This window comes from Streptomyces sp. NPDC101132, assembly GCF_044759225.1.
GTDB lineage: Bacteria > Actinomycetota > Actinomycetes > Streptomycetales > Streptomycetaceae > Streptomyces.
Map to the genome: position 1 here is coordinate 146,356 of NZ_JBIVYX010000007.1, position 24,965 is coordinate 171,320.

Sequence of the window (24,965 nt, forward strand, 5' to 3'; positions counted from 1 at the left end):
GGGCCCGAGCGGTACGGACGGGTCCCGGAGGGGACCTAGAAGTACTGCTCCATGGAGTTCGGGTGGGGCTGCCTGATCACGCGGATCGGCATGGTGGCGTCGTGCATGACCGTCTGCCCCCGGGTGAACGGGTTGGCCAGGATCGGCTCGGCGACGTCGCCGGGCGGGAACTTCTCGGAGGCCTTGCTGAACAGCGCGTTGACCGCGTCGTTGAAGCGGACCATCGAGTCGCCGTCGCCCAGGAGGTAGCGCTTGAGGATGGCGCGGTGGTCGGCGAGCCGGTCCCGGCCGCCCGAGCGGGCGGCGTCGACGCCGGTCTGGAGGTCGGCGCAGGAGGGGCCCAGGATGTACGCGGCCGAGGCGGCGGGGTTGAGCTGCTTGAACAGCTCGGGGTCCATGTCCGAGGGGTTGCAGACGACGTACGGCTTCTCGCTCTGCACGAAGTCGGAGACGACACTGGAGATGTCGCTGATCATCATGTCCGACTCGTTGTAGCAGCTGTAGAGCGAGGGCAGCTGGCCGGTGACGACCTGGTGGCGGTCGTGGCCGCGGGACTGCCAGAAGGTGTCGTGCCATTCCGCCTGGAGCTGTTCCCAGGACTCCTTCGGGGGCTTGGCGAGGGCCGCGCGGTCCTTGTCCCAGATGCCGTAGACGCCGACGACGGTCCAGGCCTTGAGCTTGCCCATGCGGCCTTCGAGCTCGGAGAGCCGCTTGTCGCCCTGGGCCATCGCCTTGGCGGCGGCCCCGGCCTGCTTCTCGCGGCGGGCGTTGTCGGCCTCCAGCATCGCGATGATGCGGCGGTGGGCGCGGGTGGCCTGGATCGAGCGCTTGCCCGTCAGGGGGTGCGGCTTGTAGATGACGCGGACCGGCTGGTCGAGGTTGAGCAGCATCCGGATCATCTTCTCGCCCATGAGGACGAGGGAGGTGTGGTACGGGTCGGCCGTCCAGCCCTCCCAGGTGGGCGCGTACATGATGGTGGTCATGTGCTCCCGCGGGCGGGGGCCGACGGTCTCGACGGCGCTGAGCTGGGGGCGGCCCACGCGGACCAGGTCGGCGGACGGGATGGTGCCGCGCAGGCGCTGGTAGCGGTCCTCGCCGGCCTCGCCGGCGGTCCAGATCTCGTCGTAGACCTTGCTGACGCGGTTGGAGCTGGCGAGCTTGTCGCTGTCGCCGTGGCCGATGAAGACGTGCTTGGCCTCGGCGATGCGGAGCATGTGGACGTTCTTGCCGGCGTTGGCGGGGTAGAGGATGACCCGGGCCTCGGGCAGCTCCAGCAGCGAGAGGTCGTCGGCCTTGGGTATGCAGACCACCGGCAGCGGGGTGTACGCGAGGAAGCGCAGGGTGGTGACCTCGCGCAGCACGATCAGCGGGCGGCGGCCGAGGCGGGCCAGCGTGTCCAGCCACATGTTGACCTGGTAGGCGGAGTCGCGCGCACCGGCGGCGTAGCTGAAGTACAGGACCACTTCCGGCTTGTACTTCGCGACCTGCTGGTTGAGGATCTTGAAGGTGCGCTCGTGGCTGGGGACGCGGCGGCACTGGCTGACCGTCGGCAGCAGCATCAGCATGCCGACGACGGCGAGGGTGACGGCGAGCGCGACGCCGAGCACACCGAAGCCGATGATCTTCGTGTAGTGCGAGGCGAGGGCGCCGGCGATGACCGCGGTGTCCAGGTAGAGGAGCTTGCGCTCGTGGCTCTTGAACGCGATCTGCGGGGGCGGCTCCGGCATGTTCAGCTTGCTCAGGTCCAGGTTGCGCACGCGGACCGGCAGCGCACGGCGGCGCTTGATGAACATGCAGAGGAACGTGTAGACGAGGCGCAGCGAGTGCACGGCGACGAAGCCGAGGAAGACGACGACGAACGCGTCGCCGTCGATGCCCGCGACGCCGCGCAGCATCACCAGGACGGAGAGCTCGCGCACCAGGACGCGGATCGACAGGCCCCACTTGAGCTTGCCGAGGAACCTGATGAGGTCCGGCTCGTGCTTGTGGAGGTGGATGTCCGAGAGGTAGCTGAGCGCGAGGGCGCCCGTGAAGACCCAGAAGTACCCGAGCACGGCCGAGACCAGCATGGCCAGGTAACTGCCCAGCAGCGTGAGAAGGACAAGCACGTTCTTGTCCTTGCTGATCTCCGCATGGCGGATCAGCGCGGCGATCACAGTCGTCCTCTTCTCTCGTCGGCGCTGCGGACACCAGGCAAAAGAGGCAGAGGGGGAGGATGCTGAGGCCACATCAACAGGACCGGAAAGCACCCGTGGTGACAGTCAGGCTGAGTTCCCCGCGTCGACTTCCAGCCTTCACCTCAGCTTTACCTGGAGTGAGGAATAGTACCCGCCGGATTGTCACGGCCATGTAACCGCTGGAATAACTCGGGCAACCCGGACAGTCGTCGCGCCGTCCGCACGCGGCCCCGGGCCGCTACCCGATCGTCTCCCACGCTGCGAAGTCAAGGGCCTGACCCGGTATCTGCCGGGTCACCTCCAGCCGCCCGGAAGGGGACAGTGTGGCGATCATCACCCGGCCGGTCCGGTCCCGGACGACCGCGGGCGGTACCAGAGTTCGCCGGCCGGTCGGCGACCACCACACGCCCGACTCCGGCGCCCCGTCGACGTACGTGCCGATGGCACACGTCCCCCGCTCGTCCTCGGCCGCCAGCACCGTGCAGTTCCAGCCACCCACCGGAACCCCCTGGACACCGGTGATGCGCCCGGTGACCCCCGGCGCGTTGAGGCCCGCAGGACCCTGCGCGCCCCACCGCCACTCGCACGGCTCGCCCGTCTCGGCGTACCGGTAGCGCAGCGCGCCCGCCTCCGGGGCGGCGGCCAGGGAGCCGGGCGCCGGGTGCACGGGGACCCGCCGGTCCTCGGCCCAGGCACCGTCCGGCCCGCCCCGGTGCCAGCGGACCGTCCCCGCGTGGTCCCGCAGCCGCGCGTACAGTTCGACGCCGCCGTCGGGCACGCGCAGCGCCGCCAGGTCCTCGGAGGCCCGGGTGCCGCGCAGCAGGGTCCAGCCCGACCAGGCGCCGTTCTCCCGCTCGTAGCAGTGGTTGAGGGTGTGCAGGTCGTTGCGGAGGAAGAGGTGCAGGGTGCCCGCGCCGTCGCAGACGGCCGCCGGCATGCCGATGAACTTGCCGCGCTCCGGCTCCGAGCGGTGCGGGTTGTTCTTCACGTGCCAGGGCCCGAGCGGCCGGCCCGTCTGGTACTGGAGCGCGCCGACCACCTCGGTGCTCCAGTCGGCACCCGCGGAGGTGCGCCGCAGCCCGAGCAGCCGCGCGTACCCGTCCGGCCCCTGTACGACCGTCAGCCCGGGCAGCAGGCCCGGCACCGGCAGCAGCTCCGGACCGCCCCACCGCCCGTCGGCGCCCTCGGTCCAGCGCACCACCGCACCGGGCACGGGCAGGTACGCGGTGACCCGGCCGTCGGTGCCGCGCACCGCCCACCGCAGCGGCGCCGGGTAGCGCGGACGCGAGGCGACGGCCGGCCAGGCGTCGTGGTCGACGACCCGGCAGTCCGTGAACACCGGGGTGCCGGTGCCGCGCTGGTACTCCTCCACGGCGTCCAGGACCGCGAGCGCGAGCTCGCTCTCCCACGCCCCGGCGGCACCGCCGTCGCGCACCGCGTGCGGGTCGCCGGTGACGACCCGGTCCGGCCTTACGGCGTACAACTCGCGCAGCAGGGTGTCCGCGAGGCCCTCGGGGCGCAGCGGGCGGGGGGCGGCGTCGGCCGGGCAGCCGCGCCGGGTGGCCTCGGCGGCGGCGCGGGCGTACGCGGACCGGTCCTCGGCACCGCCGGCGTCCGGGCACAGCGCGGTGACCGCACCCGGGCCCCGCTCCTCCCCCAGCAGCACGGCGGCGGCCCGCACATGGGGGGCGACCAGCAGGACGCGGGTGCCCGCGTGCGCCTGCGCGGCCCGGTCCGGCGGGGGTTCTGCGGTGCGCACACCCTCGGTTCGGCGGTCGACTGCGCGCACTTGCCCCTCCCGGTTCCCTTTCCCGACACAGCGGGTTCGTCTCGCGGTACCCGCGAGCACGATAAGGGCACTCCCGTTCGACGTGCACGTTTGCCTATAGTTCTCGGGTATCGCTCCACGGCCGCAGCGTGCAGACCCCCGGCTCCGCTGCCGGAGAGCGAACGACCGCCCGGTCCCCCGCAGAGGTGGCGGTCGCCTCACCCACACGACCGATCACCGGGATCGAAGGACTTCACACGGCATGACTCAGGCAACCGAAGCACCGCCGCGTTCCCGCCGGGCCCCCCGCAAGAGCAGCCGGGGCGGCAAGGCATTCAAGATCATCCTGCTGGCCCTGCTCGTCCTCGTCCTGATCGGCGGCGGCGCGCTCTGGTGGATGTACAGCCACCTCAACGGCAACATCGACAGCGTGGACCTGGACAAGGCCATCGGGGACAACCGCCCGCAGAAGGTGGTGGCCGGCGCCCAGAACGTCCTGGTCCTCGGCTCGGACTCGCGCAGCGGCGCCAACGGCGACCTCGACCACGGCGACGTCGGCGGCACCGCCCGCTCGGACACCGCGATGCTGATGCACATACCCGAGGGCCGGTCCAAGGTGACCGCGGTCAGCATCCCCCGCGACACCCTGGTCACCCGGCCCGAGTGCAGGAAGAAGGACGGCGGGACGCTCCCGTCGAAGAAGCGCGTGATGTTCAACTCCATCTACACGGTGGCCGGTCCGGCCTGCGTGGTGAACACGGTGGAGAAGATGTCGGGCGTCCGCATCGACCACTTCGTGGAGATCGACTTCGCCGGCTTCAAGGGCCTGGTCGACGCCCTCGGCGGCGTCACCGTCACCACCGACAAGCCGATCCACGACACCAAGGGCGGCTTCACGCTGGAGCCCGGCACCCACAAGCTCAACGGCACCGACTCGCTGAAGTTCGTCCGTACCCGGTACGGCTACGGCGACGGCAGCGACCTCGGGCGCATCGGCCTCCAGCAGCAGTTCATGCTCGCCATGCTGACGGAGATCAAGAAGCAGGACGCCCTCGGCAGCCCGGCCCGGCTGTACAAGCTCGCCGACGCCGGCACCAAGTCCCTGACCACCGACTCGGACCTGGCCTCCCTCACCGCCCTGGCCGACTTCGCCAAGTCCATGAAGGGCGTCGACGCGAGCACGATGGAGACCATCATGCTGCCGGTGGCCTACGACAAGGTCGACCCCAACCGCGTGGTCGTGGCGGAGCCCCAGGCCACCGACCTGTGGACGGCCGTCCGCGAGGACAGGAAGATCCCGGCCTCCGCCAAGAAGTCGCCGGCGACGGGCGGCTGACGGACCGCCGGACATCCGGTCCGGCCCCCGTGCACACGCAGCGTGGCCCCCGCCTGTCGGACAGGCGGGGGCCACGTCGCGTGCGGCTAGACGCGGCCGCGCTCGTTCATCCGGCTGTGCGAGCGCCCGTACAGGAAGTAGACGGCGAAGCCGATCACCATCCAGATGGCGAACCGCAGCCAGGTCTCGGCCGGCAGGTTGAGCATCAGCCAGACCGAGGCCGCGATGGACAGGATCGGGATCACCGGCACCCAGGGGGTGCGGAAGGCGCGGTGCAGGTCCGGCCGGGTGCGGCGGAGGATGATGACGCCCAGCGCCACCACCACGAAGGCGAACAGGGTGCCGATGTTCACCAGCGTCGCCAGCTCGTTGATGCTGGTGAAGCCCGCCACGATGGCGATGATGACGCCGAGCAGGATGGTCGGCCGGTACGGCGTCTTGAAGTGCGGGTGGGTGACCGAGAAGAACCGCGGCAGCAGCCCGTCACGGCTCATCGCGAAGAACACGCGGGTCTGGCCCAGCAGCAGGATCATGCACACCGTGGTCAGGCCGACCGCGGCGCCGAAGCTGATGATGCCGCCGTACACGGGATGGCCGGCCGCCTTGAAGGCGTCGGCCAGCGGGGCGCTGGTGGACAGCTCGGTGTAGTGCTGCATGCCGGTGACCACCAGCGAGACCGCCACGTACAGCACGGTGCAGATGAGCAGCGAGCCCAGGATGCCCTTGGGCATGTCCCTCTGCGGGTGCTTGGTCTCCTCGGCCGCGGTGGCCACCACGTCGAAGCCGATGAAGGCGAAGAAGACCACGGACGCCGCCGTGAAGATGCCCATGACGCCGAAGTTGGTGGGCTCGTAGCCGAACATCAGCTGCACCAGCGGGGCGTCGAGCCCCGCGCCGCCCTCCTGCTTGACGGCGGGCGGGATGAACGGCGAGTAGTTGTCGCCGACGATGAAGAACAGGCCCGCGATGATCACGATCATCACGACGGTGACCTTGATGGCCACGACCAGCGCGGTGATCCGCGCCGACAGCTTCACGCCCACCACCAGGATCGCGGTCAGCACCAGGACCAGCAGGAAGGCCAGCAGGTCGAAGGTGCCGCCCGGCACGTCGGGCCCTTCCAGGGCCCGTGGCAGGTGCCAGCCCGCGTTGTCCATCAGCGAGCGGACGTAGCCGGACCAGCCGACCGCGACCACCGCCGTGCCCAGCGCGAACTCCAGCACCAGGTCCCAGCCGATGATCCAGGCGGGCAGCTCGCCGATGGAGGCGTAGCTGAAGGTGTACGCCGAACCCGCGACCGGCACGGTCGAGGCGAACTCGGCGTAGCAGAGTGCGGCCAGGGCGCAGACGACACCGGCGGCCACGAAGGCCAGGGCGGTGGCGGGACCCGCGGTCTCCTTGGCCACCTTGCCGGTCAGCACGAAGATGCCCGTGCCGATGATGACGCCGACGCCGAAGACCGTCAGGTCCCAGGCCGACAGGGATTTCTTGAGCGCGTGCTCGGGCTCCTCGGTGTCCAGGATCGACTGCTCGACCGATTTGGTCCGGAACATGCCGTCGGCCCGGCCGGGCCGCCCTGGTCCCGTGTCATGCTGCGTGCTCACCGGCGTACCTCCACGCACTCGTCGTGATGGCCATGATGGGAATCCGGGCGGCCCAGGACGCTCTGGTGGGGCTCCGTACGGGTGCTTTTCACGCGAATGGGCCGGTCGGACCACCCATTAAGGGTGACCCGACCGGCCCGGATGCTCAAGGCGGGATCCCGTCAGGACCCGCCGTGCGGGGTGCCGGGGACGTGCCCCGGCACCGGCGCGGCGGCACGGTGCCGGGTCAGTCGGCGGCGGCCTCCACGGCCTCGCTGTCGAAGCGGCCGTCGAGCTTGGCGACCAGGCCGGTGACCTGGCGGGCGATGTCGGGCGCGGTCAGCCCGATCTCCGCCATGACCTCGGCGCGGGAGGCGTGGTCGAGGAAGCGCGGCGGGATGCCGAAGTCGCGCAGCGGCATGTCCACGTCGGCGTCGCGCAGGGCCTGGGCGACGGCCGAGCCCACGCCGCCGACCCGGCTGTTGTCCTCGACGGTGACGACCACGCGGTGGCGCTCGGCGAGCGGGGCCATGGCCTCGTCGACGGGCTTGACCCAGCGGGGGTCGACCACGGTGGTGGAGATGCCCTGCCGGTCGAGCAGGTCGGCGATCTCCAGGCACATCGGGGCCAGCGCGCCCACGGAGACCAGCAGGACGTCGGGCCGGTCGGTGCCGGCCTCGCGGAGCACGTCCATGCCGCCGACCCGGCCCACGGCCGGTACGGCCGGGCCGACCGCGCCCTTGGAGAACCGGACCACCGTCGGGGCGTCCTTGACCTCGACGGCCTCGCGCAGCTGGGCGCGGACCTGGTCGGCGTCGCGCGGGGCGGCGAGCCGCAGGCCCGGCACCACCTGGAGGATCGACATGTCCCACATGCCGTTGTGCGAGGCGCCGTCGGTGCCCGTGACGCCGGCCCGGTCCAGGACGAAGGTGACGCCGCACTTGTGCAGGGCCACGTCCATCAGGACCTGGTCGAAGGCACGGTTGAGGAAGGTCGCGTAGACGGCGAAGACGGGGTGCACGCCGCCGGTGGCCAGGCCCGCCGCGGAGACCGCGCCGTGCTGCTCGGCGATGCCGACGTCGTACACGCGGTCCGGGAAGGCCTTGGCGAACTTGTCGAGGCCGACCGGCTGGAGCATGGCGGCCGTGATGGCGACGATGTCCTCGCGCTCCTTGCCGAGCGCGACCATCTCCTCGCCGAAGACGGAGGTCCAGTCGGCGCCGGAGGAGGCGATCGGCAGGCCGGTGTCCGGGTGGATCTTGCCGACGGCGTGGAAGCGGTCCGCCTCGTCCTGGAGGGCCGGCTGGTAGCCGCGGCCCTTCTCGGTCAGGCAGTGGACGATGACGGGGCCGCCGAAGCGCTTGGCGCGGGTGAGGGCGGACTCCAGGGCGGTGATGTCGTGGCCGTCGATGGGGCCGACGTACTTCAGGCCGAGGTCCTCGAACATGCCCTGGGGGGCGATGAAGTCCTTCAGGCCCTTCTTGGCGCCGTGCAGGGTCTCGTACAGCGGCTTCCCGACGACCGGGGTGCGCTCCAGGATGTCCTTGCCGCGGGCGAGGAACCGCTCGTACCCGTCGGTGGTGCGCAGGGTGGCCAGGTGGTTGGCCAGGCCGCCGATGGTCGGCGCGTACGACCGCTCGTTGTCGTTGACGACGATGACCAGCGGGCGGTCCTTGGCGTCGGCGATGTTGTTGAGCGCCTCCCAGGCCATGCCGCCGGTGAGGGCGCCGTCGCCGATCACGGCGGCGACGTGGTGGTCGGTGCGGCCGAGCACCTCGTTGGCCTTGGCCAGGCCGTCGGCCCAGCCCAGCACGGTGGAGGCGTGCGAGTTCTCGATGACGTCGTGCTCGGACTCGGCCTGGGCCGGGTAGCCGGACAGACCGCCCTTCATCTTCAGCCGGGAGAAGTCCTGGCGGCCGGTGAGCAGCTTGTGCACGTAGCTCTGGTGGCCGGTGTCCCAGAGGACCTTGTCCTTCGGCGAGTGGAAGACGCGGTGGAGCGCGATCGTCAGTTCGACCACGCCGAGGTTGGGGCCCAGGTGCCCGCCGGTCTTGGAGACCGCGTCGACCAGGAAGGACCTGATCTCCGCGGCCAGCTGGTCCAGCTGCTCCGGGCTGAGCCGGTCCAGATCGCGCGGTCCCGTGATGCGGGTCAGCAGCACCCGTGCCTCCTTGCAGTTGCTTGCTGGTCTGTCGAGTCTAATGTTCCACGCCGAAGTGCCCGGTACCGCGTCCGCGGTACCGGGCACTCGACGGTGTGACCCGGGCCGCCGGAGCGGCCCTTTCCGGCCGCGCTAGGCGCGTCCGGCCGTCTTCTGGGTCTTGCGGGTGACGGAGTCGATCACCACGGTGGCCAGCAGCACCGCACCGGTGATCATGTACTGGATCGGGGTGGCGATCCCCTCCAGGGCGAGACCGTACTGGATGGACGTGATGACCATGACGCCGAGGAGGGCGTTCCAGGTACGGCCGCGGCCGCCGAAGAGGCTGGTGCCGCCGATCACGGCCGCCGCGATCACGTTCATCAGCAGGTCACCGGCACCGGCGCTCTGGTTCGCCGCCGCGATCTTGGAGGCCCAGAACAGGCCGCCGATGGCCGCGAAGGTGCCCGCGATGGAGAACACCGCGATCCGGACGCCGGTGACGTTGATGCCCGCGCGGCGGGAGGCCTCGACGCTGCCGCCGAGGGCGAAGACCTTGCGGCCGAAGGAGGTGCGGCGCAGCAGGAAGTCCGTGCCGACCAGGACCACCAGGAACAGCAGCATCGCGAGCGGCAGGCCCTTGTACTGGTTGAACACGGCCGCGGCGCCGAAGGCCACGACCGCCAGCAGGCCGGTGCGCAGCGCGATCTCGCCGACGGGCCGGGACGGCACCCCGGCGGCCGCACGGCGGCGGGCGTCGAAGAAGGAGCCGAGGAAGTACGCCACGACCGCGACCAGCGCCAGGCCGTAGGCGGCGGCGACGTCGGTGAAGTAGTACGTGGTGAGCTTGCCGACCAGGCCCTCGGAGTCGAGGTTGATCGTGCCGTTGCTGCCCAGGATCTGGAGCATGAAGCCGGACCAGAACAGCAGGCCGGACAGGGTGACGGCGAAGGCCGGGGCGCCGATCTTGGCGAAGAAGAAGCCGTGGATGGCGCCGATCAGCGCGCCGCCGGCGATGGCGACGAGCACCGCGAGCCACTCGTTGACACCCTGCGTGACGGTGAGCACGGCGACGATGGCGCCGGAGACACCGCTGACGGAGCCGACGGACAGGTCGATCTCGCCGAGCAGCAGGACGAAGATGATGCCGACGGCGATCATGCCGGTGGCGACCATCGTGACCGCGATGTTGCTCAGGTTCTCGGCCGAGAGGAAGTTGGAGTTCAGGCTCTGGAAGATGGCGCAGATGATCAGCAGGCCGACGACCACGGGCAGCGAGCCCAGGTCACCGGCGCGCATCTTGCGCTTGAACTCCCCGACGTAGCCCGCGAGCCCCTGCTCGCGGACCAGCAGGCGCGGGTCGACCGCGGGGACCGCGGCGAGGGGGATCTCGTCCGCCTGGGTCGCGGGGCCGGGGACCTCGGCGTCGACGGGCGTGTGTTCGGTGCTCACTTGCGAGCCTCCCCGGTGCGCGCCGCACGGCGGGTCACGGCGTTGTCCGTGGCTCCCGTGATGGCGGAGATGATCTCTTCCTGCGAGGTGTCCGCGACCTTGAAGACACCGTTGTTGCGGCCGAGGCGCAGGACGGCGACCCGGTCGGCCACCGCCTTGACGTCGGCCATGTTGTGGCTGATGAGGATGACGGCGTGGCCGCGCTCGCGGAGCCGCTCCACCAGGTCGAGCACCTGGGCGGTCTGCTCGACGCCGAGGGCGGCGGTGGGCTCGTCGAGGATGACGAGCTTGGGGTCGCCCAGCATGGAGCGGGCGATCGCCACGGTCTGGCGCTGGCCGCCGGAGAGCGAGGCGATGGGGATCCGCACACTGGGGATGCGGATGGACAGGGTGGTGAGGAGCTCGCGGGCGCGCCGCTCCATCTCCACCTCGTCGAGGACTCCACGACGGCGCAGCTCGCGGCCGAGGAAGAGGTTGCCGACCACGTCGATGTTGTCGCAGAGCGCGAGGTCCTGGTAGACCGTCGCGATGCCGAGGTTCTGGGCGTCGTGGGGCTTGGTGACCTGCACGGCGCGGCCTTCCCACTCGATGACGCCGTCATCGATGGGGTGGACGCCGGCGATCGTCTTGACCAGCGTGGACTTTCCGGCGCCGTTGTCGCCCACGAGGGCGACGACCTCTCCGGCGTGGATCTCGAGGTCTACGTCGGTGAGCGCCTGGACGGCGCCGAACCGCTTCGAGACGCCTCGCAACGCCAGCACGGGCGCAGCGGACACATGAACCATCTCCTTCGCCGCCTGACCGGCGGGGATGTCGTACAGAGAAGAGCGAAAAAGGAAGAAGGGAATCGTTTCTGCCCGGCGCCCCGCCGCGGGTGGCGGGGTGAGGAGGGGCGGGGCGCCAGGCAGGATCCGGGGGCCCGGACGGACGGGTCGCGAAGGTCCGTCCGTCCGGGCGGGGCCGCGGTGGGCCTGGGGCTACTTCAGCCCGGCCGCGGCGCAGGCGGCGGCGTACTTGTCGGTGCAGATCTCGTCGACGGTGTAAACACCGTCCTTGACCACAGTGTCCTTGATGTTGGCCTTGGTGAGCGAGACCACCGGGATCAGGAGCGACGGGACGCCCTTGGTGGTGGGGCTGTCGACCTTGGACTTGGCGATCGCGTCGAGCTTCTCGCCCTTGGCCAGCGCGACGGCCATCTCGGCGGCGGCCTCGGCCTCGGGGGCGTACGGCTTGTAGACGCTCATGTACTGCTCACCGGCGACGATGCGCTGCACACCCGCGAGTTCGGCGTCCTGGCCGGTGACCGGCGGCAGGGGGCTGACGCCGGCGGACTTCAGGGCGGTGATGATGCCGCCCGCCATGCCGTCGTTCGCGGAGTAGACGCCGACGATCTTGTCCTTGCCGAGGGCGGAGATCGCCGCCTCCATGTTGGCGTTGGCGTTCTCCGGCTTCCACTCCTTGGTGTCGTACTCCTTGCCGATGGTCACCTTGCCGTCGAGCTCGGAGTGCGCGCCCTTCTTGAAGAGAGCGGCGTTCGGGTCCGTGACGGAGCCGTTCATCATGACGATCTGGCCGGCCTTGGCCTTGTCGCCCAGGGCCTCCAGCAGGGCCTTGCCCTGGACCTTGCCGACCTCTTCGTTGTCGAAGGAGGTGTAGGCGTCGATCGGGCCCTCGGCCAGGCGGTCGTACGCGACGACCGGGATGCCCGCGTCCTTGGCCTTCTTGACCGAGCCGGCGATCGCCTTGGAGTCGACCGCGTCGACGATCAGGACGTCCACCTTGTTGGTGATCATGGTGTCGACCTGCGAGTTCTGCGTGGTCGCGTCCTGCTTGGCGTTGGCGTAGACGACCTCGCCCTTGCCGTTCGTCAGCTCCTTGACCTTCTTCTCGATCAGCGGCTGGTCGAACTTCTCGTAACGCGCGGTCTGGTTCTCCGGCAGGAGCAGACCGACCTTGATCGCGTCGCCCTTGGCGGCGCCCGGCGAGGACTCGCTGGTGCCCCCGCCCGACTCCTTGGCGCTGCCACAGGCAGCGAGGGAAGCGGCCATCGCGGCGCCCGCGACGACTACGGCAACACGACGGATACGCGTGTTCATCTTGTGAACCTCCCTGACGAGGCCGCAACGTTGCGGCCGAGGTGTGACGTGAGTCAACTCGGCCGCAAGGTTGTCGTCAAGGAGTGAAGACTTAACGAGATGACAACGGTGCCATCCGTTATCTAACTGAAGACAGGGCGGAGGTCTTCTCCGAGCCGACAGACCCAGGCGAAGTGGCCGAACTGCTCTCCAATAGCGTCGAATCGCCCATCTCCGAGAGTACGAGGGCCAGGGCCCCCAGCACCTCGGCGCGCCCGCCCAGGGCACCCGTAAGGACGGAAAGCCGGCGCGCGGCACTCGGGATCGCGTACCGCGAGACCGACTCCCTGATGGGCGCCAGGACCAGCTCGCCGGCCTCCGCGAGGCTGCCGCCCAGCACCACACGGCTGGGATTGAGCAGGTTGCACAGGTTCGCCACGCCGCTGCCGATGTGCCGGCCGACGTCGGCGATGACCCGCCGGCAGCCCGGATCGCCCTCTTGGGCCAACTGGACGACGCGCTCCATGGTGAGGTCCGGTCCGTGGCCGGGCTGGAGCAGCGGCAGCACGTACCGGGCGGCGGCGAACGTCTCCAGGCAGCCGCGGTTGCCGCACCGGCAGACCGGCCCCGACTCGTCCAGCGTGATGTGCCCGATCTCCCCGGCCGTACCGCCCGGACCGCGGTAGATCTGGCCGTTGATGACCAGCCCGGCGCCGACGCCGCTGGCCACCTTGATGTAGGCCAGGTCCTTCACGCCCCGGCCGCTCCCCCAGACCAGCTCCCCCAGCGCCCCGAGATTGGCGTCGTTGTCGACGTACACGGGCACGCCAAGCCGCTCGGAGAGCTCCTGGCGGGGGTTGATGCCGGTCCAGCCCGGGAGGATCGACGTGGAGCCCAGGGTGCCGGACTCGACGTCGATCGGGCCCGGGACGCCGAGCCCGACGCCGATCACCTTGTCCCGGCCCACCCCGACCGTCTCGATCAGCCTCCCGACCAGCACCTCCGCCCGGTCGAAGCCCTCCTTGGACGAGGCGTCGACGTCCAGCGGCTCGGACTCCTCGGCGACCACCTGGTGGGCCAGGTTGCCCACCGCCACGCGCAGGTGCGTGTGGCCGAAGTCCACGCCGATGACGATCCCGGCGTCGCCGCTGAGCGAGACGGCGCGGGCCCGGCGGCCGCCCGCCGAGGTCGGCGTGACCTCGACCGTGCCGCCGTCCTTCAGTTCCCGGACGATGTTGGAGACCGTGGCCGCCGACAGTCCGGTGGTACGGGCGATCTCCGCCTGGGTGAGCGAACCGGCCAGCCGTACCGCGCGTACGACCCGCTCGAGATTCGCCCGGTGCAGTGACGACTGCGAACCCGGAGTCTCCACGACTGATCCACTCCTGCCCTTCAGCGACGGCGCTGCCATCGCCCCCCGGCCAAGGCCCCGGAAAATCGCAAAAACGCAAAAACCGGACCCTCGGCTCTTTCAACTTGTGAACACCTAAGTCGAGCCCTTGGGATTCCTTACGTCAAGAGCCCAAGACGGCCCTCACCCGCACGGGACCACCTCTGCGCACTCGTCCCTATGACCGAGGAAAGGGCCAAAAGGCCCAGAGCGCACCTTCTGGGACACGTGTTAGCCTCGCTGAGGCGTTGATCCTCTGCGGCCGTCCGGCCGGATCGACCCCATTTTCCGACAGCGCGAGGCGAGGAGGTGTTCGGGATGAGTCCCGACCGAAGTTCCTGCCGCGCTCTCGTCGGCTGACCCGCCGGCGACCTCTCTCCCGGCCGTACCGGCTCCACGGGCCGTGCCCGTCTCACCGGGCCGCCCCGTGCCACCGGGTCCCACCCGTCCCACCGGTTCCGGCCGTCTCCTTCCGTACGCCCTGACGCCCCGCGCGGCGGCCCCAGGGGCTGCGGCACACCCATGCCGACGCGCGGGCCCCCGGCCCCGCCGGGACACCCCCGCGCGTCCATGACCACTCCGCGTCACCGTGCGGCTCCGCGCTGCCCGGACACGCGGAGGGAGGCTTCACATGACCATGATCACCCCGCGCACCCCGCAGAAGCTCGCTCCGCCGGGCCCCACCCGCCGCGAGCGGAAGGCGGCCGAGCTGGAGGCCGGCACCCGCCGCGCCGGCGAGCGGCTCGCCGGGCTCAGCGCCCGCCCCGCCGACCGCGTGCTCCAGGAGCTCGGCGCCACCCGCGACGGCCTCAGCGGCCAGGAGGCACGGCACCGCCTGGAGCGGCACGGCCCCAACGTCGTCGCCCGCGAGCGCGCCCCGCGCTGGTACGTCCAGCTGGCCAGGGCCTACTGGAACCCCTTCATCCTCGTCCTCGTGTTCCTCGCCGGGATCATGTACTGGCAGGACCCCGCCGACCCCGGCGTCGTCATCCTCTCGGTGATGGTCGGCGTCAGCGGGCTCCTCCGGTTCTGGCAGGAGTACCGCTCCGGCCGGGCCGCCGAGGCGCTGAAGCAGCTGGTCACCACCACCTGCGCCGTGCAGCGCCGGGCCGGCACCGCCGCGGCCGCCACCCCGGTGGAGATCCCGATGGACCAGGTCGTCCCCGGCGACGTGGTGCGGCTCGCCGCCGGCGACCTCGTCCCCGCCGACCTGCGGCTGATCGCCGCCAAGGACCTGATGGTCTCCCAGGCCGCGCTCTCCGGCGAGTCCCTCCCGGTGGCCAAGGCCGACAGCCGCGCGCAGGACCTCGGCCAGAGCGACACCACCGACCCCGTCGAGGCCGGCAACCTCGCCCTGATGGGCACCTCGGTCACCTCCGGCACCGCCACCGGCGTGGTCGTGGCCACCGGCGCCGACACCTACTTCGGCTCCATGGCCGGCTCGCTGGTCGGCGAGCGCCCCCAGACCAACTTCGACAACGGCGTGCGCAAGGTCAGCTTCCTGCTGATCCGCTTCATGCTGGTGATGGTCCCGGTGGTCTTCGCGATCAACGGCCTCACCAAGGGCGACTGGGACGAGGCCTTCCTCTTCGCCGTGGCCGTGGCGGTCGGCCTGACCCCCGAGATGCTGCCGATGGTGGTCTCCGCCAACCTCGCCCGCGGCGCCGTCGCGATGGCGCGCAAGAAGGTCGTCGTCAAGCGGCTCAACGCGATCCAGAACCTGGGCGCGATGGACGTGCTCTGCACCGACAAGACCGGCACCCTCACCGAGGACCGCATCGTCCTCGACCGCTACCTCGACGTGCACGGCCGGGAGGACACCGAGGTCCTGGAGTACGGCTACCTCAACGCCCACTTCCAGACCGGCCTGCGCAACCTGATGGACCGGGCGGTCATCGACCGCGTCAACGAGGCCGAGGAGGTTGTCGTCGACGCACGGTTCTCGATGGTCGACGAGATCCCCTTCGACTTCGCCCGCCGCCGGATGTCCGTGGTCCTCAACCGCAACAGCCTGGTCGGCGACCCCGGCCGCACCGAACACGTCATGATCACCAAGGGTGCCGTCGAGGAGGTCCTCGCCCTGTGCACCCACATGAAGGACCGCGGCGAGCGCGTCGAGCTCACCGAGGCCCTGCGCACCGGCGCCGCCCTCACCGCCCGGGCCCACAACCGGCAGGGCCTGCGGGTCCTCGCGGTCGCCACGCGCACGCTCGACACGCCCCGCGACAGCTACACCGTCGCGGACGAGGACGGCCTCACGCTGGTCGGCTTCCTCGCCTTCCTCGACCCGCCGAAGGCCGACGCGGCCGCGGCCCTGCGGGGCATGGCGGACAAGGGCGTCGCCGTCAAGGTGATCACCGGCGACAACGAGCTGGTGGCCGCCCGGGTCTGCGCCGACGTCGGCCTCGACGTCGGGCAGGTGGTGCTCGGCGCCGGCATCGACGCCGTCGACGACGCGCAGCTGCGCGAACTGGCCGCCCGTACCACCGTGTTCGCCAAGGTGAACCCGGTGCAGAAGGCCCGGGTCGTCCGGGCCCTGCAGGCCGACGGCCACACGGTCGGCTTCCTGGGCGACGGGATCAACGACGCGGCCGCGCTGCGCGACGCCGACGTCGGCATCTCCGTCGACACCGCCGTGGACATCGCCAAGGAGTCCGCGGACATCATCCTGCTGGAGAAGGACCTGACCGTCCTGGAGCAGGGCGTGGTGCAGGGCCGGACCACGTTCGGCAACACGATCAAGTACATCAAGATGACCGCGTCGTCGAACTTCGGCAACGTCTTCTCGGTGCTGGTGGCGAGCGCGTTCATCCCGTTCCAGCCGATGCTGGCGATCATGCTGCTGGTGCAGAACCTGGTGTACGACATCGCCCAGCTGGCCACGCCCTGGGACCGGATGGACGAGGAGTACCTGCGCAGGCCGCGGAACTGGGACGCCCGGGGCATCGGCCGCTTCATGGTGGTGATCGGGCCGATCAGCTCGGTCTTCGACATCGCGATGTTCGTGATCATGTGGAACGTGTTCGGCGCGAACAGCGAGGCGCACCAGGCGCTCTTCCAGTCCGGCTGGTTCATCGAGGGCCTGCTCTCGCAGACCCTGGTCGTCCACATGATCCGGACCCGGAAGATCCCGTTCGTGCAGTCGCGGGCCTCCTGGCCGGTGATGGTGATGACGGTCCTGGCGGTGCTGACGGGCCTGTTCCTGCCCTTCTCGCCGCTGGCCTCCTCGCTGGGCTTCGTACCGGTCCCGATGTCCTACTTCCCGTGGCTGGTGGGCGTGCTGCTGGCGTACTGCACCCTCACGCAGCTGGTGAAGACCTGGTACATCCGCCGCTTCGGCACCTGGCTGTAGGCCGGGCCGGGACGTGGAGGAGGGCGGGGCCGTCTCGGGGCGGCCCCGCCCTCCTCGTCCGTGCCGGCCGGGCTACTTGAGCGTGGCCGAGGTGAGGCCGGCCTGGATCTGCCGCTGGAAGGAGAGGTAGACCACCAGCATCGGGATCATCGCGATGGTCACGCCCGCGAACAGCACCGGCAGGTCGGTCTCGTACCCCTGCTGCTGCTGGAGCTGGATCAGGCCCTGGGTGAGCAGGTAGCGCTCGGGGTCGGAGCTGCTCTGCGGCTGCATCAGCACCGAGGGCAGGATGTACTGGTTCCACTGCCCCAGCGTGTTGAAGATGCCGACGCTGATCAGGCCCGGCTTGGCCATCGGCAGCATCACCTGGAAGAAGATCCGGGTGTGCGAGGCCCCGTCGATGACCGCCGCCTCGTGCACCGCGGTCGGCAGGGTGCGGAAGAAGCTGTGCATGAAGAAGACGGTGAACGGCATCGAGTACGCCACGTACACGAGGATCAGCCCGTGGTACGTGTTGAGCATGTCGAACCGCTTGACCATGAAGAAGAGCGGCACGAGGGCGAGGAAGACGGGGAACATCGCCCCGCTGACGAAGAAGTAGTAGACGAACCGGTTCCCCTTGAAGGGGTAGCGGGCCAGCACGTACGCCGCCATCGACCCGAAGAGCATGGTCAGCGGCACCGAGAAGACCAGGACGATGAAGGTGTTGGCGAAGTAGTCGCCGATGCCCTTGTCCCAGGCGCGCCCGAAGGCGTCGAAGTGCCAGTTGGAGGGCCAGCTCAGGGCCGACCCGCCGATCTGCGCGTCGGTCTTGAAGGAGCCCAGGGCCAGCCAGATCAGCGGCAGGACGATCAGTATGGCCCAGACGGCCAGGAAGCCGTGCGAGAAGACGTTGAGGACGGTGCCGTCGGCGCCGCGGCGCTCGCGCTCCCCGGTGCGTCCCGATCCCCCGGCCCGGTCGGCGGCCGCCTCACCGGGGGCCTTGATCACTGTGGATTCGGTGGTCATCGTGGCACTCCCGCTCAGAACTCGATGCGCTCGCGGCGGGTGGCGCGCAGCGTGATGACGGAAAGGATCATGGTGAGGACGAGCATGACGACGCCCATGGCGCAGGCGTAGCCGCTCTTGCCGAAGAAGAGGAAGTTGCGCATCAGGACGGTGGCCATGACCTCGCTGTGGTGGTCGGGCCCGCCGCCGAACTGCCCCTGGGTCATGGTGGACACCAGGACGAACATGTCCATGGCCGCGATGCCGAGGTAGACCGCGGAGGTCTGCACGGAGTCCCACAGCAGGGGCAGGGTGACCTTGAAGAAGGTCTGGGCGCGGCCGGCGCCGTCGAGCAGCGCCGCCTCGTAGATGTCCTTGGGGACGGACTGCATGGCCGCGGAGAACAGGACCAGGTAGAAGCCGACCCCGTGCCAGACGACGACCAGCAGCAGGCACCACAGGACGAGGTCGGGCTCGTTGAGCCATTCGATGGGGGTCTGCGGGTCGACCAGGCCGATGCGGGTCAGCACGCCGTTGAGCAGGCCGCCCTCGTCGCTGCGGTAGACCGCCCCGAAGAGCACCGCGAGGATGGCGAGGGAGAGCACCTGCGGGAAGAAGTAGACGATCTTGTAGAACCGGGAGCCGGCCACGCCCTGCACTCCGCCGGCGCCGCTGCGGCCGCCGGCGTTGAGCATGAAGGCGAAGAACAGGGCCAGCAGGATGGTGACGACCGGGACGAACACCAGGAGCAGCAGGTTGTGCCAGAGTGCGCCGCGGAAGACCTCGTCCTTCAGCAGGTCGGCGTAGTTGTCGAAGCCGACGATGTCGAACGTCGGTGACTGTCCCGTCCAGTTGGTGAAGGAGTAGCCGAACGTCTGCACGTACGGCCAGATGACGAAGATCAGGTACAGCGCGAGCGGCACGACGAGGAATCCGGCGATGAAGCCGCCCCGCCCCCTGCTCTTGGCTACGTTGCTCATGGTGTCCGTCCCGTCCGTCCCGCCCGGTCAGTCGCGGTGGTTGTTCTTGGCGTTGGGGTCCTTGGCCGCCTTGTTGACCGCGGCCTGGGCCCGCTTGATCCATTCCTTGGGCTGGATGCGCTTGGCCATCAGCTCGTTGGACGCGTTCTGGATGTCCAGGTCCATCTGGCTGTACCAGTCCGGGTAGCGGTAGTTGAAGGTGTTGTCACCGGCGGCCTTGAGGGCCTCCACGGCCGACTTGGTGCCCGGGCGCAGCTGCACGTTCGGGTCCACGCCGTCCTTGACGATGGTGAGCGAGTTGGCCTGCTGGGCGAAGAGCGTCGACCACTCGCGGGACAGCATCGAGCGGATGAACTCCAGGCCGCCGGGCTTGTTCGCGGCCTTCTCCGGGACGATGAACGGCTCGCCGGCGCCGGCGCGGATGGCCTCGAAGGGGAGCTTGCTGCCCGGCAGGACCGGCATCGGGAGGAAGCGCATGTCGAAGTCGGCCGGGGTCTGCTTGAGCTGCTCGTTCTCCAGCCAGGAGCCGCTGGTGATGAACGCGGCCTTGTACTGGTTCCACCGGGTCTGGCTCTCGGTGTGGGTGAGGCCGTTGGTGCCCGGCATCAGCAGGCCCTTCTCGACGACCTCGTAGACGGCCTCGACGGCCTCCAGCGCGACCGGGTTGTTCTCGAAGGCGTTGGCCTCGAGGTTGTCGATGGCCTTCATGGCCTCCAGACCGCCCTTCTTGGCGATCAGGTCCATGATGGCGACGTTGATGTAGTACGGGTACTTGCCCTGGTGGGCGAGTCCGCCGAGGCCCGCGGCCTTGGCCTTGGTACAGACGTCGAGGAACTCGTCCCAGGTCTTGGGCGGGTTCCAGCCCTTCTCCTTGAAGAGCTTGCCCGAGTACCACAGGCCCCAGACGGTGTAGACGTAGTTCACCGCGACGAACTTGCCGCCCTGGGTGCCCTGTTCGATGGTGCCGGGGATGAGCATGTCCCGGACCTTCTTGTTGGGGTCGTCCAGGGAGGGGGCGTCCAGGACCGGGGTGAGGTCGGCCAGCTGCCCGCCCTTGAAGAGCACGTCCAGCTTGATCTGCTGGGCGCCGGAGTCGTCGATGACGTCCGGGGGGTTGCCGCCGTTGAAGCGGGGCTGGAGCTTGCCGGTGATCTCCTGGGTGCCGAGGTGGGAGCTCTTGGTGCCCCACTTCTTGTCGAACGCGGCCTCCCAGGCCTTGGCGTAGTCGTCGCCGTAGCCGCCCTTGAAGACGACGACGTCGAGCTTGCTGCCCTTGGCCACGCCGAAGGGGTTCTCCTTGGTGGCCTTGGTGCCGCTGTTGCCGCCGCTGGGCTCCTCGCCGCCGCCGGAGGCGCACGCGGACAGGAAGCTCATCGTCGGCACGGTGATCAGGCCGAGTGCCGCGGACCGCTTGATCAGATCGCGGCGGCCCAGCCCCTCACCGGTGCTGCGCTCGCCGTGGGCGGAGGTGGATCCCATGCTCAAGTCCTCGCCTTCGTCAGATGTGTGAAGGACGCCGAAAAAACCAGGCAGTTGCGAATTCGGACATCACCGCAGGTCGCCCGCCGTCCCCCGGTCCGGGGCCGCTCGTGCCGCGGTGGGCCGGACGGGCACAGGTATAGTCCACTTCCGCTCGGCGGAGCAAGATCGAGCACAAGGATGACTCCGGGCTTTTCCGAGTTGAGACCTCTCCGTCACACGGCATGCTTTCCCCGAAAAGCGGAAGGGCCGTACCCCCTTAACGGGGATACGGCCCTTTGGTGCCGTCAGGCACCCTTATGCCTCAATCGACGACGCCGCTCGGCGTGTCGGCTGGTTCCGGCGGCGGTTTTCAGCCGCGGATGAGGTTGCGCAGCACGTACTGCATGATGCCGCCGTTGCGGTAGTAGTCCGCCTCGCCGGGGGTGTCGATGCGGACGACCGCGTCGAACTCCACGCCGGTGTCGGTGGTGACCTTCACCGTGCTGGGGGTGGTGCCCTCGTTCAGCTCCGTGATGCCCGCGATGGAGAAGGTCTCCTCGCCGGTCAGGCCGAGCGAGTCGGCCGACTGGCCGGCCGGGAACTGCAGCGGCAGGACGCCCATGCCGATGAGGTTCGAGCGGTGGATGCGCTCGTACGACTCGGTGATGACGGCCTTGACGCCGAGGAGCGCGGTGCCCTTGGCGGCCCAGTCGCGGGACGAGCCGGAGCCGTACTCCTTGCCGCCCAGGATGACCAGCGGGATGCCGGCGGCCTGGTAGTTCTGCGAGGCGTCGTAGATGAAGGAGACCGGGGCGCCCTCGACGGTGAAGTCGCGGGTGAAGCCGCCCTCGGTGCCCGGCGCGATCTGGTTGCGCAGGCGGATGTTGGCGAAGGTACCGCGGATCATGACCTCGTGGTTGCCGCGGCGGGAACCGTACGAGTTGAAGTCGCGGCGCTCGACGCCGTGCTCCGTGAGGTACTTGCCGGCCGGGGTGTCGGCCTTGATCGCACCGGCCGGGGAGATGTGGTCGGTGGTGACCGAGTCGCCCAGCTTGGCCAGCACGCGGGCACCGGTGATGTCGGTGACCGGGGTGGTCTCCATGGTCATGCCCTCGAAGTACGGGGGCTTGCGCACGTAGGTGGACTGCGGGTCCCACTCGAAGGTGTTGCCGGTCGGGATCGACAGGGCCTGCCACTGGGCGTCGCCGGCGAAGACGTCCTGGTAGGACTTGGAGAACATGTCCTCGCCGATGGCGTTGGCGACGACGTCGTTGACCTCGGCCTCCGACGGCCAGATGTCCTTGAGGAAGACCGGGTTGCCCTCGGTGTCGACGCCGAGCGCGTCCTTGGTGATGTCCACCTTCATGGAGCCCGCGAGGGCGTACGCGACGACCAGCGGCGGGGAGGCCAGGTAGTTCATCTTGACGTCGGGGTTGATCCGGCCCTCGAAGTTGCGGTTGCCCGAGAGGACCGAGGTGACCGCGAGGTCGTGGTCGTTGACGGCCTTGGAGACCTCCTCCGGCAGCGGGCCGGAGTTGCCGATGCAGGTGGTGCAGCCGTAGCCGACGAGGTTGAAGCCGACCTTGTCGAGGTACGGGGTCAGACCGGCCTTGTCGAAGTAGTCGGTGACGACCTTCGAGCCCGGGGCGAGCGTGGTCTTGACCCACGGCTTGCGGGTCAGGCCCCTCTCCACGGCCTTCTTCGCCACGAGGGCGGCGGCGACCATGACGTACGGGTTCGAGGTGTTGGTGCAGGAGGTGATCGCGGCGACCGTGACGGCGCCGTGGTCGATCGTGTAGGTGGTGCCGTCGGGGGCGGTCACCTCGACCGGGTTCGACGGGACGCCGTTGCTGACGGCAGGGGCGTCGGAGGCCGGGAAGGACTCCTGGCCTGCCTCGTCGACCATGTCGACGTAGTTGCGGACGTCCTGGGCGAACTGCGCGGCGGCGTTCGCGAGGACGATGCGGTCCTGCGGGCGCTTCGGGCCGGCGATCGACGGGACGACGGTGGAGAGGTCGAGCTCCAGCTTCTCGGAGAAGTCGGGCTCGGCGGCCGGGTCGAGCCAGAGGCCCTGCTCCTTGGCGTACGCCTCGACGAGCGCGACCTGCTGCTCGGAGCGGCCGGTCAGGCGCAGGTAGTTCAGGGTCTCGCCGTCGATCGGGAAGACCGCGGCGGTGGAGCCGAACTCCGGCGACATGTTGCCGATGGTGGCGCGGTTCGCGAGCGAGGTGGCGGCGACGCCCTCGCCGTAGAACTCGACGAACTTGCCGACGACGCCGTGCTTGCGCAGCATCTCGGTGATCGTCAGCACCAGGTCGGTGGCGGTGGTGCCGGTGGGCAGCTCGCCGGTCAGCTTGAAGCCGACGACGCGCGGGATCAGCATGGAGACCGGCTGGCCGAGCATGGCGGCCTCGGCCTCGATGCCGCCGACGCCCCAGCCGAGCACACCGAGGCCGTTGACCATGGTGGTGTGGGAGTCGGTGCCGACGAGGGTGTCGGGGTACGCCTGGCCGTTGCGGACCATGACGGTGCGGGCCAGGTGCTCGATGTTCACCTGGTGGACGATGCCGGTGCCCGGCGGGACGACCTTGAAGTCGTCGAACGCGGTCTGGCCCCAGCGCAGGAACTGGTAGCGCTCCTTGTTGCGGCCGTACTCCAGCTCGACGTTCTGCGCGAAGGCGTCGTTGGTGCCGAACTTGTCGGCGATGACGGAGTGGTCGATGACCATCTCGGCCGGGGAGAGCGGGTTGATCTTCGCCGGGTCGCCGCCGAGGGCGGCGACGGCCTCACGCATGGTGGCGAGGTCGACGACGCAGGGCACGCCGGTGAAGTCCTGCATGATCACGCGGGCCGGCGTGAACTGGATCTCCTGGCTCGGCTGGGCCTGGGAGTCCCAGCTGCCGAGCGCCCGGATGTGGTCGGCGGTGATGTTGGCGCCGTCCTCGGTGCGGAGCAGGTTCTCCAGCAGCACCTTCAGGCTGTAGGGAAGGCGGGCCGAGCCCTCAACCTTGTCCAGCCGGAAGATCTCGTACGACTCGTCGCCCACCTGCAGCGTGCTGCGGGCGTCGAAGCTGTTCGCCGACACGACAGTCTCCTTCATGCATGAATTCGCGCGTTCTACCGCATCCTGCCGCGTGGCACTCTGGCCAGTCCGCTAAGGTAGGGCTAAGTTAGGTAACCCTTACCTGCGGCGCGGCTGCGGGACGCCTTCGGCAGATATCTCGATGTCGAGATAACTCTAGTGCATGAGGGCGTCCTGGTCATGCACGGGCATGCGACCACCATCAACCAGTCACCCCTTTTGCGGCGAATGCAGCCGTTTTCGGCTCCCCCAACAGCCACCCCGACCCCACCCACCGCAGCCCCACTCGCCCCACAGCGCGCAAGGCGGCCCCCTGCCGCGCACCCGGGAAAGCGATCGACCACGGGGGCTGCGCGAGAGATCCTCGACCCGCAGCGCACCGCGCAGCGCGGCACAACACTGCGCACCACAGCACGGCACGGCACCGAGGAGACGGGCTTGATCACGAACCATCAGCAGCGGCTGCGGGAGCGCTACCTCGCGGCTCCCGTCATGCCGGCCCCGACGCCGTGGCAGCCCGCCCCGGGCCACACCATCGCCGTCGGCGGACTGCTGGGCATCGGCTTCGCGGTCCATCCGGACACCGGGCGCGACCTCGTCGTGGTCGTGTCCGGCGGCGGGCGCGGCCTCTTCGACGCGGCCACCGGCGAGCAGATCGCACGCGACCGGAATCCCGATCCCGCCACCGACACCGGCACCGGCACCGGCACCGGCACCGGCATCCCCGACGTACGCAGGGACCTCGTCTGTCCCGGGCCCGGCCCCCTCGCGGGGGTTCCGGTCCGTATCGCGGGCCTCTTCGGCGGTGGCCTGCACAGCACGACCCCCGACGGCTGGACGCTGGACGTCGTCAGCCCCGACTGGCCCCACCACCGGGTCATCCTCTCCGCCGACGGCGGAGCGCACGGCGGGCCGGCCGGAGGCGCCTGGTGGCACGTCCCCCACTCCGAGCACGCGGAGCTGCGCGCCGCCGGGTTCTCGCCCTCCGGCCTCACCCTGGCCGTCGCCACCGGCGGCGACCTCACCCTCTGGACCCGCCAGGAACTCCGCACACGCGCCTGAGCGGACGTGCGGGTTCCGCGCCTGAGGGGGGCTCAGACCGGAGGCACGGCACGGAACCGGCCGCCCCGCCCACCCCTCGCGCGGCAGTGGCGCTCACCACACCACCACAACAGCGCCACC

At 69.9% G+C, this 24,965-nt stretch carries 15 protein-coding genes; 3 read left to right on the forward strand and 12 right to left on the reverse strand.

Going from position 1 to position 24,965, the window contains the following annotated elements; translation table 11 throughout:
- Positions 1 to 35: 35 nt before the first annotated feature.
- Both ACIQUR_RS18055 and ACIQUR_RS18060 read right to left on the reverse strand, forming a co-directional pair.
- Entirely contained in the window at positions 36 to 2,156 is a 2,121-nt protein-coding gene (locus ACIQUR_RS18055; protein WP_403665107.1) for a hypothetical protein, read from the reverse strand.
- A 259-nt stretch (positions 2,157 to 2,415) separates the two neighbouring features.
- Positions 2,416 to 3,966, reverse strand: coding sequence for a hypothetical protein (locus ACIQUR_RS18060; protein WP_403665109.1), 1,551 nt, complete (start codon positions 3,964 to 3,966; stop codon positions 2,416 to 2,418).
- Between the two features lie 241 nt (positions 3,967 to 4,207).
- Here ACIQUR_RS18060 and ACIQUR_RS18065 point away from each other — a divergent pair, with 241 nt between their 5' ends.
- Complete coding sequence (locus ACIQUR_RS18065) at positions 4,208 to 5,281, forward strand: LCP family protein (RefSeq protein ID WP_403665111.1); 1,074 nt, start codon at positions 4,208 to 4,210, stop codon at positions 5,279 to 5,281.
- A gap of 86 nt (positions 5,282 to 5,367) precedes the next feature.
- On the opposite strand, the gene ACIQUR_RS18070 is transcribed toward ACIQUR_RS18065, so the two are convergent.
- The 6 genes from ACIQUR_RS18070 to ACIQUR_RS18095 form a co-directional block, all read right to left on the reverse strand.
- On the reverse strand, positions 5,368 to 6,885 hold the full coding sequence (locus ACIQUR_RS18070; RefSeq protein WP_403665113.1) for an amino acid permease: 1,518 nt from the start codon (positions 6,883 to 6,885) through the stop codon (positions 5,368 to 5,370).
- Between the two features lie 226 nt (positions 6,886 to 7,111).
- Positions 7,112 to 9,025 (reverse strand): 1-deoxy-D-xylulose-5-phosphate synthase, encoded by a 1,914-nt coding sequence (dxs, locus tag ACIQUR_RS18075; protein WP_403665115.1) that lies wholly within the window; start codon positions 9,023 to 9,025, stop codon positions 7,112 to 7,114.
- A 132-nt stretch (positions 9,026 to 9,157) separates the two neighbouring features.
- The gene (locus ACIQUR_RS18080) at positions 9,158 to 10,456 is read right to left on the reverse strand and encodes a sugar ABC transporter permease (RefSeq protein WP_403665117.1); all 1,299 of its coding nucleotides are present in this window, start codon (positions 10,454 to 10,456) and stop codon (positions 9,158 to 9,160) included.
- The gene (locus ACIQUR_RS18085; protein ID WP_403665119.1) at positions 10,453 to 11,241 is read right to left on the reverse strand and encodes an ATP-binding cassette domain-containing protein; all 789 of its coding nucleotides are present in this window, start codon (positions 11,239 to 11,241) and stop codon (positions 10,453 to 10,455) included. Before ACIQUR_RS18085 ends, ACIQUR_RS18080 begins: the two co-directional genes overlap by 4 nt.
- Positions 11,242 to 11,433: 192 nt before the next feature.
- Positions 11,434 to 12,552, reverse strand: a complete 1,119-nt coding sequence (locus ACIQUR_RS18090) for a sugar ABC transporter substrate-binding protein (protein ID WP_403665121.1) — start codon at positions 12,550 to 12,552, stop codon at positions 11,434 to 11,436.
- 118 nt (positions 12,553 to 12,670) lie between these two features.
- A complete protein-coding gene (locus ACIQUR_RS18095) occupies positions 12,671 to 13,903 on the reverse strand; it encodes an ROK family transcriptional regulator (protein WP_403665122.1) in 1,233 nt (410 codons plus the stop codon).
- Between the two features lie 649 nt (positions 13,904 to 14,552).
- Here ACIQUR_RS18095 and mgtA point away from each other — a divergent pair.
- Positions 14,553 to 17,273 (forward strand): magnesium-translocating P-type ATPase, encoded by a 2,721-nt coding sequence (mgtA, locus tag ACIQUR_RS18100; RefSeq protein ID WP_403665124.1) that lies wholly within the window; start codon positions 14,553 to 14,555, stop codon positions 17,271 to 17,273.
- 72 nt (positions 17,274 to 17,345) lie between these two features.
- Here mgtA and ACIQUR_RS18105 read toward each other — a convergent pair whose 3' ends face one another.
- The 4 genes from ACIQUR_RS18105 to acnA form a co-directional block, all read right to left on the reverse strand.
- On the reverse strand, positions 17,346 to 18,281 hold the full coding sequence (locus tag ACIQUR_RS18105; RefSeq protein ID WP_403665126.1) for a carbohydrate ABC transporter permease: 936 nt from the start codon (positions 18,279 to 18,281) through the stop codon (positions 17,346 to 17,348).
- Between the two features lie 14 nt (positions 18,282 to 18,295).
- Positions 18,296 to 19,240: a carbohydrate ABC transporter permease gene (locus tag ACIQUR_RS18110; RefSeq protein WP_399952300.1), complete on the reverse strand. Its 945-nt coding sequence runs from the start codon at positions 19,238 to 19,240 to the stop codon at positions 18,296 to 18,298.
- A 27-nt stretch (positions 19,241 to 19,267) separates the two neighbouring features.
- Positions 19,268 to 20,719 (reverse strand): N-acetylglucosamine/diacetylchitobiose ABC transporter substrate-binding protein, encoded by a 1,452-nt coding sequence (gene ngcE / locus ACIQUR_RS18115; RefSeq protein WP_403665129.1) that lies wholly within the window; start codon positions 20,717 to 20,719, stop codon positions 19,268 to 19,270.
- Between the two features lie 352 nt (positions 20,720 to 21,071).
- Positions 21,072 to 23,786, reverse strand: coding sequence for an aconitate hydratase AcnA (gene acnA, locus ACIQUR_RS18120; protein ID WP_403665131.1), 2,715 nt, complete (start codon positions 23,784 to 23,786; stop codon positions 21,072 to 21,074).
- Positions 23,787 to 24,221: 435 nt separating this feature from the next.
- On the opposite strand from acnA, the gene ACIQUR_RS18125 reads away from it, so the two are divergent.
- Entirely contained in the window at positions 24,222 to 24,845 is a 624-nt protein-coding gene (locus ACIQUR_RS18125) for a hypothetical protein (RefSeq protein ID WP_403665133.1), read from the forward strand.
- The last annotated feature ends 120 nt before the right edge of the window (positions 24,846 to 24,965 follow it).

Bases quoted from the DNA above. Each gene is read 5' to 3' on its own strand.
- ACIQUR_RS18065 (WP_403665111.1), top strand. From the start codon at position 4,208: ATGACTCAGGCAACCGAAGCACCGCCGCGTTCCCGCCGGGCCCCCCGC.
- ACIQUR_RS18085 (WP_403665119.1), bottom strand. From the start codon at position 11,241: ATGGTTCATGTGTCCGCTGCGCCCGTGCTGGCGTTGCGAGGCGTCTCG.
- ACIQUR_RS18090 (WP_403665121.1), bottom strand. From the start codon at position 12,552: ATGAACACGCGTATCCGTCGTGTTGCCGTAGTCGTCGCGGGCGCCGCG.
- mgtA (WP_403665124.1), top strand. From the start codon at position 14,553: ATGACCATGATCACCCCGCGCACCCCGCAGAAGCTCGCTCCGCCGGGC.
- ACIQUR_RS18105 (WP_403665126.1), bottom strand. From the start codon at position 18,281: ATGACCACCGAATCCACAGTGATCAAGGCCCCCGGTGAGGCGGCCGCC.
- ACIQUR_RS18110 (WP_399952300.1), bottom strand. From the start codon at position 19,240: ATGAGCAACGTAGCCAAGAGCAGGGGGCGGGGCGGCTTCATCGCCGGA.
- ngcE (WP_403665129.1), bottom strand. From the start codon at position 20,719: ATGGGATCCACCTCCGCCCACGGCGAGCGCAGCACCGGTGAGGGGCTG.